This is a genomic window from Lysobacter sp. S4-A87, assembly GCF_022637455.1.
Classification (GTDB): Bacteria; Pseudomonadota; Gammaproteobacteria; order Xanthomonadales; family Xanthomonadaceae; genus Lysobacter_J.
Genome location: NZ_CP093341.1, coordinates 763,605 through 777,539, shown reverse-complemented (window position 1 = coordinate 777,539; position 13,935 = coordinate 763,605). Strand labels below are relative to the sequence as shown.

Here is a 13,935-nt window from a genome sequence, read left to right as displayed (position 1 = left end):
CGGGATCCACTTTGATCTTGCTCTGGCGGTCACAAGGGCAAAAGCCAGATGGATCCCGGCTTTGGCCGGGATGACGGCACGAATGGTCGCCGTAGCGTTCGCAAGCGCCGTCGCCAGCATGGGCTTGGTGCCGACGGTTGTGGCCGCGCAGAGCGCCGCGGGGCGGCTCGACGACTTCGAGTCAGCAAGGGCCTGGACGGTGGTGACCTCCGACCAGGTCAGCGGCAAGATCCGCAGCGTCGCCGGCACGCATGGCAAGGCGCTGTGCCTGGACTACGACTTCAACGGCGTTTCCGGCTATGCCGGCATCACCCGCGAGCTGCCGCTGGACTATCCGGACAACTACGCCTTCACTTTCCAGCTGCGCGGCGATTCGCCTGCCAACGACCTGCAGTTCAAGCTGGTCGACGACAGTGGCGACAACGTCTGGTGGGTGAACCGTCCACGCTACGCCTTTCCCGCGCAGTGGACGCAGGTGCAGTACAAGCGCCGGCACATCAGTCGCGCCTGGGGGCCGGCGCCTGATCCGACCCTGCGCCACAGCCGCCGGGTCGAGTTCACGATCTACAACAGCGCCGGTGGCAAGGGCTCGGTCTGCTTCGACGACCTGGCGATGCGGGCGTTGCCGCCGCAGGACGACTCACCACTGGTCGGGCGCGCCGGCGCGACGGTCGATGATGCGCTGGCCGCGGACGCAGTCGATGGCAATCCCGCGACTGCGTGGCGCGCTGCGCTCGAACCGGCGCGGCCGCCGCAGTTCCGGCTCGATCTCGGACGCATGCGCGAGTTCGGCGGCGTGGTGCTGCGCTGGCTGCCCGGGCAGCAGGCAACGGACTACCGCGTCGAGGTGTCCGACGACCATCGCCATTGGCGCCTGGCGCGCGAGGTCAGTGGCGCCGATGGCGGCAACGACTACCTGGCGTTACCCGAGTCCGAGGCGCGCTATCTGCGACTGACGCCGTTGGCGGCGCCGTCGCCGCAGATCGCACTGGCGGAGTTCAGCGTCCGGCCGCTGGCATTCGCTGCCACGCCGAACGACTTCGTGCGCTCGGTCGCCGCGGAGTCGCCCCGGGGCACGTGGCCGCGCGGCTTCAGCGGCGAACAGTCCTACTGGACGATCCTGGGCATCGACGGTGGCCGTGAGCAGGGCCTGATCGGCGAAGACGGAGCGATCGAGATCGGCAAGGGCGGCTTCAGCATAGAGCCACGGGTCGTCACCGCGAATGGCGCCGTGGACTGGGCCGGTGCCGGGATCTCGCAGTCGTTGCAGGACGGCTACCTGCCGATTCCAACGGTGCAGTGGCAGCACGCCGATTTCCGTCTCGACGTCACCGCTTTCGGGCAGGGCACGCAGTCGCGGTCGCAGCTGGTCGGACGCTATCGCCTGACCAACACGACGAACACGGTGCAGGACTACGTGCTGGCCCTGCGCGTGCGGCCGCTCCAGGTCAATCCGCCGACGCAGTTCCTCAATACCGTGGGTGGCGTCAGCGCGATCCACGCGCTGGCGCTCGAGCGCGATCTGGTGACGGTAGATGGCCGGCCACGGCTGCGGCTCTCACGGGCGGCGACAAGTGTCCACGCCACGACGTTCGATGCGCAGGACTCAGCGCAGGAATCCTCCGTGGTGCAGACCCAGGTCGACGATCCCACCGGCCTGGCCAGCGGCGTGCTCAACCATGCCGTGCGCCTTGCCGCGGGAGAGTCGTTCGATGTGGACTGGATCGCACCGCTTACCGGCGAACTGCCTGCATCGCTGGGCAGCGCCGACGCCGCGGCCATGCAGGAACAGGCCGCAGCGCAATGGCGCGACAAGCTCGACCGCGTGCAGCTGCACGTGCCGGCGCAGGGCCAGCACGTCGTCGACACCCTGCGCACTGCGCTGGCGCACATGCTGGTCAGTCGCATCGGCCCGCGCCTGCAGCCGGGCACGCGTTCGTATTCGCGGGCGTGGATCCGCGATGGCGCGATGATCGGCGAGGGCCTGCTGCGCATGGGGCGTGAGGATGTCGCGGAAGAGTTCCTGCGCTGGTATGCGCCCTATCAGTTCGACAACGGCAAGGTGCCGTGCTGCGTGGACGATCGCGGCAGCGATCCGGTGCCGGAGAACGACAGCCACGGCGAGCTGGTGTTCACCGTCGCCGAGGTCTACCGCTACACCCGCGACCGCGAACTGCTCGCCTCGATGTGGCCGCACGTGCAGGGCGCGGTGCGCTACATGGACCAGCTGCGGCTGAGCGAACGCACCCAGGCCAACCGGGACCGGAATCCGGCGTTCTACGGGATGATGCCGGCCTCGATCAGCCACGAGGGCTATTCGGCCAAGCCGATGCACTCGTACTGGGACAACTTCTGGACGCTGCGCGGCTACAAGGATGCGGTCGAGATCGCGCAATGGCTCGGGCACGATGAGGAGGCGGCGCGCCTGGCCGCCTCGCGCGACCAGTTCCGCGACGATCTCTACGCGTCGCTGCGCGCGGCCACGACACAGCACGGCATCGACTTCCTCCCGGGTGCGGCCGAGCTGGGCGACTTCGACGCGACCTCGACCACGATCGCGCTGGCACCCGGCGGCGAGCAGGCCCGCCTTCCGCAGGACCAGCTGCACAACACGTTCGAGCGCTACTGGCGCGAGTTTGTCGCCCGTCGCGACGGTACGCGCGAATGGAAGGACTACACGCCCTACGAGCTGCGCACGATCGGCAGCTTCGTCCGCCTGGGCTGGCGCGAACGCGCGCACGAAGCACTCGCGTTCTTCTTCGCCGATCAGCAGCCGCAAGCCTGGAACCAATGGGCGGAAGTGGTGTCGCGCACCCCGCGCAAACCGTTCTTCCTCGGCGATCTGCCGCATGCGTGGGTCGCCTCGACTACGTGCGTTCGGCGCTCGACATGTTCGCCTACAGCCGCGACGACGACGATGCGCTGGTGCTTGCCGCCGGCGTTCCTGCCGATTGGCTGGCGGGCGAGGGCGTCAGCGTCGCGAACCTGCGCACGCCACAGGGTCTGCTGGGCTATTCGCTGCGCCAGTCGGGCAGGCGTGTCGTGTTCAAGCTCAGTCCGGGACTGACTCCGCCGACCGGTGGCGTCATCCTGACCTGGCCGTATCCGCAGGCGCCGGGCAGCACGCGCATCGACGGTCGGGCGGCAGCGTGGCTCAACGGCGAACTGCGAATCGACCGCGCGGGGGCGAGCGTGGAGATCGAACTGCCGCGGCAGGCGCACTGAGGCGAAGATCAAGGTTCCGTGATGGCTGCCCCGCTCGCAATGGGGTATCTAGGCGGCCTGGACCATGAAACTGGAGATCGTATGGAAACGCAGGAATTGCATCGTGGCCGCCTGATCGACCACATCCAGCTGGTGGTGCGCGACCTGGGCGCCAGCCAGGACTTCTACACCGCAGTGTTCGATGTCCTCAAGGTTCCGATGGGCGGTACCGCGGACGATTACTTCTGGGCCGACGAGCTCTTCGTCTCCACTGCCGACAGCGAAGCTGCGCAAGGCAAGTTGACCGGGCGCCATCACCTGGCGTTCCAGGCGCAGGACCGTGCGATGGTCGATGCCTTCCACAAGGCCGCGCTTGCCAACGGTGGCAAGGACAACGGCGCTCCCGGTGAACGCGAATACCATCCGGGGTACTACGGCGCGTTCGTGCTCGATCCGGACGGCAACAACATCGAAGCCGTCTACCACGGCGAGGCCAAGCGCAGCGCCCCGTCGGTCAAGGTGACGTTCTGACAGCGTCAACGTAGCCCGGGTAAGCGAAGCGCACCCGGGTAATCGCCGACAACCCGGGTGCGCTTCGCTTACCCGGGCTACGGGCTACTTCTTGTCGGTGGTCATCTCGCGCGCCTTCACCTGGGCGCCCGGGGTCAGCAGCGCATTCGGCGCCACCACGACGATGTCGTTGGCCGCAACGCCGGAGAGCACTTCGATCTCGTTGCCGAGGTTGCGGCCGAGGGTGACGTCGCGGTAATCCAGCGATGAGTCCTTCAGGGTCGCGACCTGGGCGCCGCTGCCGCGCTGGATCACCGCCGACAACGGCAGGATCGTGGCCGGAGCCGGGCGAGACAGATGCAGTCGCACGCTGCCGACCATGCCCGCCGGTATGCGGCTGTCGGGGTTTGGCAAGCGCAGCTCGGTGCGCATCACGCCCGAATCGCGCGACAGCGACTGCGCGCTGCGCACCACCTGCGCCTTGAACGTCTCCCCCGGCAGTTCCGGAAAGCCGACGTCGGCTTCCACGCCTGGCCGGATCTGCAGTGCCACGTTCTGCGGCACGTCGATCACCACTCGCAGCGGGTCGAGCGAGCTGACTTCGAACAGCGGCGTGGCGCTGGTGGAATCGCCGACGACACGGTCGCCGCGTTCGATGTTGCGGGCGACGACCACGCCGGCGAACGGTGCGCGCACGGTCTGGAATCCCTGGCGCTCGCGTGCCGAGGTCAGGCGTGCCTCGGCAGCGGCCTCGGCCGCGACGGCGACGTCATGGTTGGCCTTGCGGTCGCTGTACAGTTCCTTCGAGATCGCACCGGAACCCACCAGCACGTTGGCGCGGTCGAAGTTGACCTTGGCCAGCGTTTCGTCTGCGCGCGCGCGCGCCAGTTCGGCCTGCGCCTCGCGCACCGCCTGGTCGGCCTCGGGCGCTGCAATCACTGCCAGCATCTGGCCGGCCGCAACCTTGTCGCCGAGATCGGCGCGGCGCTCGCTGATGAAACCGGTGGCGCGTGCATAGATCTGCGCCGACTCCCCGGCCACGGCACGTGCGGGCAGGCTCAGGTCGTACGCGCTGTCGGCGGCCCTGGCGCGCACCGTCAACACTTCCGGCACGACGGTGGCGGGCGTGGGTTCGGCCGAGCCGTTGCTGCAGGCCGCCAGCACCGTGAAGACGGCAGTCGCCATCGCCCCGCGTGCGAAGTTGCTGTAGGAAATCATCATGGGGTGGCTCCTGCTTCGACGCCGGTGGGGCCGGTGGGGTCGGCACTGCTGGAAGGGTTGCTGTCGATGTCGGGCATTGCAGCGTGTCTGGCCGCTGCCGGCATGCGCCGTCCGAGCACCGCGAGAATGGAGGGGACCAGGATCAGCGTCGCCGGCGTGCCGAACAGCAGGCCACCGATCACCGCGCGTCCGAGCGGCGCGTTCTGCTCGCCGCCTTCGCCCAGCCCGATCGCCATGGGAATGATGCCCAGGATCATGGCGCTGGCGGTCATCAGCACCGGGCGCAGGCGCACGGCCGCCGATTCGTACGCGGCCAGTTCCGGGTCGTGGCCGGCCGCGACCAGGCCGCGCGCGAAGCTGGTGACCAGCACGCTGTTGGCCGTGGAGACGCCGATCACCATCATCACGCCCATCAGCGCCGGCACGCTCAGCGGCGTACCGGTCACGAACAGGCCGAACGCGGCGCCGGCAATCGCCAGCGGCAGGCCCGACATCGCCACCAGCGGCTGGATCCACGACTGGAAGTTGACCACGAGCACCAGGAATACCAGGGCCGCCGACATCAGCAGTCCGGCCGCGAGTTCGCTGTAGGCGCTGGTCATCTCGCCGGCCTGTCCGGCGATCTCGATGCGGTTGCCGGGCTTGAGCTTGCCCTGCAGTTCGGTGGTGATCGCGGTGAGGCGGTCCTGCACCGAACCCAGGTCGGTGCCTTCGACGTTGGCGAGCACGCTGATGGTCGGTGCCAGCGTGGTGCGTGCCAGGCTGGCGGGCACGCTGCGTGGCGTTACTGTGGCGATGTTGCGCAGCAGGACCGCCTGGCCGTCGTTGCCGATCCGCAGTGGTGCGTTGAGCAGCGCATCGATGCTGGTCATGTTCACCGGTGGCGCCTGCACCTGCACGGTGTAGGCGATGGCGTTGACCGTGTCGGTCCAGTAGACCGGGGTGACCGTGCCGGACGAGCCGAGCACCGCCAGCACCGCGCGGCTGGCCTGTTGCGCGTCCAGGCCGAGCTGGGCGGCGCGGGTGCGGTCGATGCGCACCTGGTATTCGGGCAGGTCGAGCACCTGGCGCAGGGCGACATCGACCGCGCCGGGCACATGCTTGAGACGCTGCTCGATCTCGCGGGCGAGGGCGAGGTTGCCGGATGCGTCACGGCCGATCACGCGCACTTCGAATGCGGCCGCGGCCGAGCCGGCGAGGGTGCGGCTGGTGGCGTCGGGCGGCCGCTCGAACACCTTCACGTCGGGGAAGCGTTCGGCGATGCGGCGCCGGATCTGCACCAGGTAGTCATGGCTGGAGTGATGCGGCGTGCGCAACTGCAGCATCACTTCGGCCTCGAACGAGCCGACTACCGCGCTGTCGACCAGCGACAGGTTGACCGCGTCGGGCATGCCGATCTGCTCGTAGACGGTCTGCAGTTCCGCGGCCGGGATGATCTTGCGGATCTCGCGCTGGATCTCGGTCAGGCGCGCGGCGGACTCCTCCAGCCGAGTGCCGCTGGGCAGCCGCACCTGCAGGCGCAGCTGGCCGGCATCGACCTGCGGGAAGTACTCGCGGCCGAGCGACACCGCCGACACCGCGCCGATCGCGATCACCGCCAGCGCGGTCAGCGCCAGCACACCACCATGGTGGCCCAGTCGCACCAGCAGGGCGTGGTGGCGGTCGCGCAGCGAATCGAGCGTGTGCTCGACCTTGTGGTTGACCTTGAGCAGCGCACGCTCGGCCTTCCAGCGCGGATTCTCGCGGCTGCGGATGTCGGCCGGCAGCATCAGGTAGCACAGCACCGGAATGAGCGTGCGCGACAGCAGGAACGAGGCGAGCATGGCGAAGATCACCGCCAGCGCCAGCGGCGTGAACACCCAGGCCGACAGGCCCGTCATCAGCAGGATGGGCGTGAGCACGATGCAGATCGAGATGGTCGAGACCATCTCCGGGAACACCACCTCGCGGGCGCTGTCGAGGATCGCGGTGCGCACGTCCTTGCCCATGGCGATGTTGCGGTTGGTGTTCTCGACGTCGACCACCGCGTTGTCGACCAGGATGCCGATCGCCAGCGCCAGGCCGCCGAGCGTCATCACGTTGAAGGTGTAGCCGAGCAGGCTGAGCATCGTCACCGAGGCCAGCAGAGCCAGCGGGATCGCAGACAGCACGATCACGCTCGAGCGCCAGGAACCGATGAACACCAGTACCACCAGCGCCACCAGCAGGCCGACCAGCAGGACTTCGTGGCGGATCGAGTCGATCGCGTGGTCGACGAACACCGACTGGTCGAAGATCGGCTGGATGCGCGTGCCGGGCGGTGCCGAGGCCTCGATTTCCGGCAGTCGCTCGCGCACGGCGCGCACGATCTCGACCGCCGACGCACCGCCGAGCTTGATCAGCGCCACCGCGACCGCACTGGAACCGTCCATGCGCGCGACGTTGGTCTGCAGCGCGCCGCCGTCGCGGACCGAGGCGATGTCGCGGATGTAGATGACCGTGCCGTTGCGCGCGGCCACCGGGATTTCCAGGAACTCGGCGGCGCTGGCCGGGCTGGTGTCGAGCGAGATCTGCATCTCGCGTGCGTTTTCGCGGATCGAGCCAGAGGGCAGGGTGGGGCTGCCGCGTTCGAGCGCGGTGGTGACGTCGGCCGGAGTCAGGCCGTAGGTCTGCAGTGCCGCAGGGTTGAGGTCAACCATGATCTGCCGCGCGGCGCCGCCGTAGGGCAGGGTCATGCGGATGCCGGGGATGGTCTGGATCTGCGAACGCAGCTGCAGGCGCGCGTAATCGTACAGCTGGGCCTCGGTCAGCGAGTCCGATGACAGCACCAGCATCAGCACCGGCGTGCTGGAGACGTTGTTGCGGATCACCAGCGGCGGCGAGGTGCCCGGCGGCATGCGCCGCAGGATGGTCTGCGACACCGCGGTGATCTGGCCGAGCGCGCGGTCCAGGCTAACCGTCGGCTGGAAGTCGATGCGGACGATGCTGGCACCGGTGAGCGACTCGGAGCGGACCTCCTTGAGGTCGTCGACGGTGTTCATGATCGCCGCCTCCGAGAACGAGGTCAGCTTGGCCGCCATGTCCGCGGCCGGCAGGCCGTTATAGGTCCAGACCAGGTTGACGGAGGGAATGCCGACTTCGGGCAGGATGTCGGTCGGCATCCGCCGCGTCGCCAGCGTGCCGAACAGCAGGATCAGGATCGCGAGCACGCCGATGGTGTACCGGCGGCTCAGGGCGTATTGGACAATCCACATCGCGTGCGTCCGGTGGGGAGTGGGGGCAGGCTTCGGCATCCATGTCGACACGTCCGGCTGGCGTCGTCCGACGCCGCCAGAACCGTCCGGATACGTTATGGGTTCGGGCCCTGCCAGCGGTAGTACATTGCTGCTTGAAAATTGCCTGATCCTGCAAATCGACCAGATCGGCACATTCCCGGCGCCGATTGCACCGATAATGCCCCGGTCAGGCTGGAGAGCGTGAAAACCATGAATCTCATCGCTTCCATGGCAGAAGTCCCGCACAAGGCGGGTTGTCCGAAGCTGGAGGAACTGGCAGCCAGGATTGCCCGATTGACGCCGGACGACGGCATCCACGGCACGGCGATCGACGCCCTGAGCCTGGTGCGGATCAGTACGCCCACGGCGTGTACCCCGGTGGTCTACGAACCGCGCCTGTGCATCGTGGCCCAGGGCAGCAAGATCGCCACCCTCGACGGCCAGACCTACCACTACAACCCGCTCAACTACCTGGTGGTGTCAGTGACCTTGCCGGTGTTCGGGCAGGTGATCGAGGCCACGCCCGAGCATCCGTACCTGTGCCTGCGCCTGGACATCGACCCGGACGAAGTCGCCGGGCTGATCGCCGACACCGTCGACCATGAGTCGACGCATTCGGGAGTGGATCCGGGCCTGTACGCCGCACGGGTCAACACGCCGCTGATGGACGCGGTGCTGCGGCTGATGAACCTGCTCGACACGCCGCAGGACCTGCCAGTGCTGGCGCCGATGGCGCAGCGCGAGATCCTGTACCGCGTCCTGACCGGTGACCTGGGCCATCGCCTGCGTTCGATCGCCGCCACCGATGGCCGCTCGAGCCGCATCGCCCGCGCGGTGTCGACGTTGCGGCAACGCTACCTGCAACCGCTGAGCATCGAAGAGCTGGCCAGCAGCGTGCACATGAGCACCTCGTCATTCCACCACCAGTTCAAGGCGGTAACGACGATGTCGCCGCTGCAGTTCCAGAAGCACCTGCGCCTGCACGAGGCCCGCCGCCTGATGATGGCCGGTGGCATGGAGGCGATGAGCGCGGCGCGGCACGTGGGCTACGAAAGCCCGTCGCAATTCAGCCGCGAATACAAGCGTCTGTTCGGTGCGCCACCGCGCTTCGAGGCCGGGCGGGCACGGGCGGTGCCGCAGGTCTGATGGCCTGCGGTGAACTTACACGTGCATCGACACGAGCGATGCGCGCAGACCGGATTCGTCGAACAGTCGCCGCAACCGCCGCTCGACCTGCGACAGGTCCTCGAGCCCGGGTTGCGCATACAGCGAATAGATCGGCCGGTTGGTGTCGGGATAACCGCCGTTCTTGCGACCAACGCTTACGTCCGGCGACTGGCACGCCCTGACCCACAGTGACTGCAGGGCCGTGGGGCTGATGCTCTGCCCGTTGCCGAGGGTGAAGCGGAAGATCGCGACCTGATGCTTCATGGAGTCCGCCTCGATGGGGGTTGGCTGAGTATGCGCCGTATGGCGAACCCTGGGCGTGAACTTCGCCGATTTAATCGTGGTGCGCGCTCTACGAGCCGCTTCAGCGCCGTTCAAGCGCGAGATGGCGCAGGGGCGTACCATGTCGCCGTAACCAGTTCCGTCCATTGCGTCCCGCTCGACCGCTCTCCAGTCGCCCGCTGCGCTCCCGCCATGCGACATCGCCGCCTCAACGGCCGGCGCCCTCCTGAGAGTTCCCCTTGTTCCCCAGCGACCGCCAACTCACGGGCGACGTGATCACGGCCTACGTGGGCCGGCATTGCCGCCCTCGCGTTTTGCCCTCCAGCCCGCAGCGATCAGCCGTTGCGGGGGGACGCGCCTGATGGGCGAGAAGCGCTCGGAAGTCTCGTGCAGCCACTGCGATGCGGTGTGCTGTCGCCTGACGGTCGTGCTGATGCCCGAGGACAACGTGCCCAGGCACATGGTCGAGCGCATGGTCGACGGTCCCGAGGTGATGGCGCGCGACGAAGAAGGCTGGTGTGTGGCGGTCGACCACAGCCGCATGTGCTGCAGCATCTACGATCAGCGCCCGGGCGTCTGCCGCAAGTTCGCCATGGGCAGTGCCTATTGCCGATCCGAACGCGCGGCTTACCGCGAAATGCAGGCACAGGCGATTCCTCTGGCATTGATCGAGGAACCGCGGCGCTAACCGCCGACGCGACGTCGCGCGTGACGTGACGTGACGTGGGAAATGCTGACGGTCAGCTACGCCCGCGAGCCCTGAAACCATCGTGCGCGGTCACGCGCACCAGTGCACCTGCAGCGCGGTGCCGTGGACGCTGTCCAATGCGGTCAGCACTGGCCAGCGGTTGCGATCGCCTTCGGCGACGGCCCCTGCGAGCACGTCGCGCTTGCGCGCTCCCTGGATGAGCAGCAACCGCGAGGGAACCCTTGCCATGCCCCGGGGTGTCAGCGTGATCCGTCGCGTCCATTGGCGCGCGCCCGGGCAGCCGGTGGCATCGACAGCGACGTAGTCCTGGCGGCTGGAGAGCGTCCGGGACAGGTCGGCCATGCCCGGAAAAAGCGAGGCGACGTGGCCGTCTTCGCCCATGCCCAGCACCTCCACGCAAGCTTCGATCCGGGCAAACGCATTGGCGCCGGCAACGGCTTCTTCGATGGTCCTGCCGGGACGGGTCATCGGTTCGAAGTGCGCGGCCGCTGCCTGGTTCTTCAGCAGATGCGTGCGCACCAGGTGGGCATTGCTGTCGAGGTCCTGCGGATGCAGCCAGCGTTCGTCGACCAGGCCGACGTTGACGCGGTCCCAGTCAAGGGGGGCTTTCGACAAGGCACGGTAGACCGGTGCCGGCGTGGTCCCGCCCGACAGCAGCAGGCGCGCCCGCGGATGGGCGATCAGTTCACGACGCAGTTCGGCGGCGATCGCCACCGCGGCCGCCCAGGTCCAGACGTCCGCGTTGGCGTGGACATGCAGGTCGTGTGGCGGCTGCAGAACGGTCGCCGTGCCGGATTCGTGCGAGCGATCAACAGCCATCGCACGATACTGGCACAGCCGGCTTCAAGGGCGCGTGTGCTGTGCTAGCGCTGCGGCACCGAGCAGGCCGGGCTGGGGGTGGATCACCGCCAGCGTCGGGATGCGGGCCATGACGGCCGAGAACCGTCCCTTGTGCTCGAAGCGCTGGCGGAAGCCCGAATGCGCGATCGACGACAGCAATTTGGGCACCAGCCCGCCGGTGAGGAAGACGCCGTCCCAGGCACCCAGCGTCAGCACGAGGTCGCCGGCTGCGGCACCGAACACCGCGCAGAAGATGTCGATGGTGCGCAGGCTGCGCGGGTCGCCTTCGCGGGCACGCGCGGTGATGTCGGCGGGCCTGAGCGGGCCCGGATCCTCGCCGGCGATGGCGCTCAGTGCCCGGTGCAGGTTGACCAGGCCCATGCCGCTGACCAGGCGCTCGTTGGAGACGCGGCCATACTCGCCCGACAGGTGCTGCAGGATCTCGATTTCTTCCGGGGTATTGGGCGCGAAGCTGACGTGGCCACCTTCGGTCTGCAGGGGGTAGTAGCGGCCGTCGCGACGGAGCAGGCCGCCGACGCCCAGGCCGGTGCCGGCGCCGATGACGGCGAAGGTGCGGTCGACATCGTCATGGCCGTCCCAGCCGGCGGCGCCGATGGCAACCACGTCGTCCACCTGGAGCAGGGAGGCGCCCATTGCCTGCGCGGCGAAGTCGTTGACCAGTTCGACCGACTCCAGGCCCAGCGCATCACGCGTGCGCGCGGCCGAAATCACCCATGGGTGGTTGGTGATGCGGGCTTCGTCGCCGTCGACCCGACCGGCGACGGCAAACACGCCGGTCCGGGGGCTGGCGCCAGTGGTATCGAGGTAATGACGGGCTGCCTCGGACAGCGACGGGAAGTCGGCGACAGAGAATTCGCGGATGCTTTCGGTCAGCAGTGGCGTCCGCTTGTCCTGGCGGGCAAGCGCGAAGCGGGCATTGGTGCCGCCGATGTCGGCAAGCAGGGCGTCGGCTGCCGGGGGCGCTGCCGCAGAAGAGGGAACACTCAAGGATCACCACCGCACGATCGGATCGTAGACAGACGGACGCGATCACGCGCCCGGGCTGCCGAGAGGTTAAATCAGTCCAACGGCGATGTCTTGCGGTTACCGGGCCCCTGTCGGTCGGAAGCGGGTGGAAACGCGCGTCGATTCACCTTGCATGGTGGGGGTGTGGGCGCAGGTTCAGTACGGCAACGGTTCAGCCAGCTGGCGTCCGTGCGAAGCGATCACCTTCGAGTACCACAGCGCGCTGTCCTTCGGCGTGCGTTCCTGCGTCCCGTAGTTGACGTGGATCATGCCGAAACGCTTGGAGTAACCCAGCGACCATTCCAGGTTGTCCATCAGCGACCACAGCATGTAGCCGCGGATGTCGACGCCGGCCTGGATCGCATCGTGGATGGCGCTGATGTGCTTGCGCAGGTAATCCATGCGCAGCGGGTCGCGGACGCGGCGCTCGCCCGACACCGGATCGACGTCGGCGGTGGGCGGATCGAAGAATGCCGCACCGTTCTCGGTGATGTAGACCGGCAGGTCGCCATAGGTCTGCTTGAACCACAGCAGCAGGTCGGTCAGGCCCTGCGGGAAAACTTCCCAACCGGTTTCGGTGTAGGTGCCCAGCGGCTGCCGGACCACGGCAGTGTTGAGTGGATAGCTCGTCGCGTCCTTGGTGACGCTGCGCGTGTAGTAGTTGATGCCGACGAAATCGAGCGGCTGCTTGATGAGTTCGAAATCCTCGGCCGGCCAGTCCGGCCAGGCCTCGCCGAAGATTTCCTTGAGCTCGGGCGGGTAGTGGCCGAGCAGGGCGGGGTGCAGGTACTGCTCGTTCATGTAGGCATGGGCGCGACGCACCGCGGCCTGGTCGGCGGCCGAATCGCTGGCCGCGTACTTGGGCTCGATGTTCACCACCAGGCCGATCTCGTGCTTGCCGATCTCTCGGTAGGCCTTGACCGCCGCGCCATGCGCGCGCATCAGGTTGTGCGAGGCGATCGGCGCTTCGAACTTGCTGCGGTGGCCCGGTGCCAGCGCGCCGTGCAGGTAGCCGCCGTCGGTGACGACCCACGGCTCGTTGTGGGTCACCCACTTCTTCACCCGGCCGTCGAGCGCGCGGTACATCACCGAGGCGTACTCGGCGAACCAGTCGGCGATCTCGCGGTTGAGCCAGCCGCCGCGGTCGTCGAGCGCGGCCGGCAGGTCCCAGTGGAACAACGTCAGCAGTGGTTCGATGTCGTTGGCGAGCAGTTCGTCGACCAGGCGCGCGTAGAAGTCCAGGCCCTTCTGGTTCACCCGACCGGTGCCCTCGGGCAGGATCCGCGACCACGACACGCTGAAGCGGTAGGCCTGCAGGCCGAGGCTGCGCATCAGCTTCACGTCGTCGCGCCAGCGGTTGTAGTGGTCGCAGGCGACGTCGCCGGTATCACCGTTGAGCATCATCCCCGGGGTGTGGGCGAAGCGGGTCCAGATGCTTGGGCCGGCGCCGTCGGCCATCGGCGAGCCTTCGATCTGGTGGGCGGCGGTGGCGGCACCCCACAGGAAGCCTTCGGGGAATACGAACTGGTCGGCGCCAGGTGCTCGGCTCATCGGCTCGGTCTCGGGGGGAAGGAAGCAGGGTGGAGGCAGGGTGGATAGGCGTGAAAACGGTTACATGGCAGGATAGCCGACGGCGGTGCCCATTGGGAACCATCGGGCGCGATCCATCAACTGGCAATGCGACCGGCGATAGTGAAACGATCCCCTGCACGGGGACGGCTC

9 protein-coding genes and 1 pseudogene are annotated in these 13,935 nt (G+C 67.9%); 4 read left to right on the top strand and 6 right to left on the bottom strand.

Translation table 11 applies throughout. The features are described from left to right. The first annotated feature begins 118 nt into the window (after positions 1-118). Positions 119-3,225: pseudogene (locus MNR01_RS03460) on the top strand (discoidin domain-containing protein). A gap of 81 nt (positions 3,226-3,306) precedes the next feature. Then, complete coding sequence (locus MNR01_RS03455) at positions 3,307-3,735, top strand: VOC family protein (protein ID WP_241919586.1); 429 nt, start codon at positions 3,307-3,309, stop codon at positions 3,733-3,735. Between the two features lie 84 nt (positions 3,736-3,819). Here MNR01_RS03455 and MNR01_RS03450 read toward each other — a convergent pair whose 3' ends face one another. Beyond that, positions 3,820-4,935: an efflux RND transporter periplasmic adaptor subunit gene (locus tag MNR01_RS03450; protein ID WP_241919585.1), complete on the bottom strand. Its 1,116-nt coding sequence runs from the start codon at positions 4,933-4,935 to the stop codon at positions 3,820-3,822. Beyond that, positions 4,932-8,168 (bottom strand): efflux RND transporter permease subunit, encoded by a 3,237-nt coding sequence (locus MNR01_RS03445; RefSeq protein ID WP_241919584.1) that lies wholly within the window; start codon positions 8,166-8,168, stop codon positions 4,932-4,934. Before MNR01_RS03445 ends, MNR01_RS03450 begins: the two co-directional genes overlap by 4 nt. 231 nt (positions 8,169-8,399) lie before the next feature. Here MNR01_RS03445 and MNR01_RS03440 point away from each other — a divergent pair, with 231 nt between their 5' ends. Next, positions 8,400-9,335: an AraC family transcriptional regulator gene (locus MNR01_RS03440; RefSeq protein ID WP_241919583.1), complete on the top strand. Its 936-nt coding sequence runs from the start codon at positions 8,400-8,402 to the stop codon at positions 9,333-9,335. A gap of 15 nt (positions 9,336-9,350) precedes the next feature. Here the strand turns inward: MNR01_RS03440 and MNR01_RS03435 are convergent, their stop codons facing one another. After that, the gene (locus tag MNR01_RS03435) at positions 9,351-9,620 is read right to left on the bottom strand and encodes a hypothetical protein (RefSeq protein ID WP_241919582.1); all 270 of its coding nucleotides are present in this window, start codon (positions 9,618-9,620) and stop codon (positions 9,351-9,353) included. A gap of 379 nt (positions 9,621-9,999) precedes the next feature. Here MNR01_RS03435 and MNR01_RS03430 point away from each other — a divergent pair, with 379 nt between their 5' ends. Next, complete coding sequence (locus MNR01_RS03430; RefSeq protein WP_241919581.1) at positions 10,000-10,326, top strand: YkgJ family cysteine cluster protein; 327 nt, start codon at positions 10,000-10,002, stop codon at positions 10,324-10,326. A gap of 90 nt (positions 10,327-10,416) precedes the next feature. Here MNR01_RS03430 and pgl read toward each other — a convergent pair whose 3' ends face one another. The 3 genes from pgl to MNR01_RS03415 form a co-directional block, all read right to left on the bottom strand. Further along, a complete protein-coding gene (gene pgl, locus MNR01_RS03425) occupies positions 10,417-11,166 on the bottom strand; it encodes a 6-phosphogluconolactonase (RefSeq protein ID WP_241919580.1) in 750 nt (249 codons plus the stop codon). Between the two features lie 24 nt (positions 11,167-11,190). Then, the gene (glk, locus tag MNR01_RS03420; RefSeq protein WP_241919579.1) at positions 11,191-12,195 is read right to left on the bottom strand and encodes a glucokinase; all 1,005 of its coding nucleotides are present in this window, start codon (positions 12,193-12,195) and stop codon (positions 11,191-11,193) included. A gap of 174 nt (positions 12,196-12,369) precedes the next feature. Then, positions 12,370-13,764: a GH1 family beta-glucosidase gene (locus MNR01_RS03415; RefSeq protein WP_241919578.1), complete on the bottom strand. Its 1,395-nt coding sequence runs from the start codon at positions 13,762-13,764 to the stop codon at positions 12,370-12,372. Positions 13,765-13,935: the final 171 nt, after the last annotated feature.

Excerpts from the sequence above, each read along its gene's own strand:
- MNR01_RS03430 (WP_241919581.1), top strand. The coding sequence starts at position 10,000 with ATGGGCGAGAAGCGCTCGGAAGTCTCGTGCAGCCACTGCGATGCGGTG.
- MNR01_RS03455 (WP_241919586.1), top strand. The coding sequence starts at position 3,307 with ATGGAAACGCAGGAATTGCATCGTGGCCGCCTGATCGACCACATCCAG.
- MNR01_RS03440 (WP_241919583.1), top strand. The coding sequence starts at position 8,400 with ATGAATCTCATCGCTTCCATGGCAGAAGTCCCGCACAAGGCGGGTTGT.
- MNR01_RS03450 (WP_241919585.1), bottom strand. The coding sequence starts at position 4,935 with ATGATGATTTCCTACAGCAACTTCGCACGCGGGGCGATGGCGACTGCC.
- pgl (WP_241919580.1), bottom strand. The coding sequence starts at position 11,166 with ATGGCTGTTGATCGCTCGCACGAATCCGGCACGGCGACCGTTCTGCAG.
- MNR01_RS03415 (WP_241919578.1), bottom strand. The coding sequence starts at position 13,764 with ATGAGCCGAGCACCTGGCGCCGACCAGTTCGTATTCCCCGAAGGCTTC.
- MNR01_RS03435 (WP_241919582.1), bottom strand. The coding sequence starts at position 9,620 with ATGAAGCATCAGGTCGCGATCTTCCGCTTCACCCTCGGCAACGGGCAG.
- MNR01_RS03445 (WP_241919584.1), bottom strand. The coding sequence starts at position 8,168 with ATGTGGATTGTCCAATACGCCCTGAGCCGCCGGTACACCATCGGCGTG.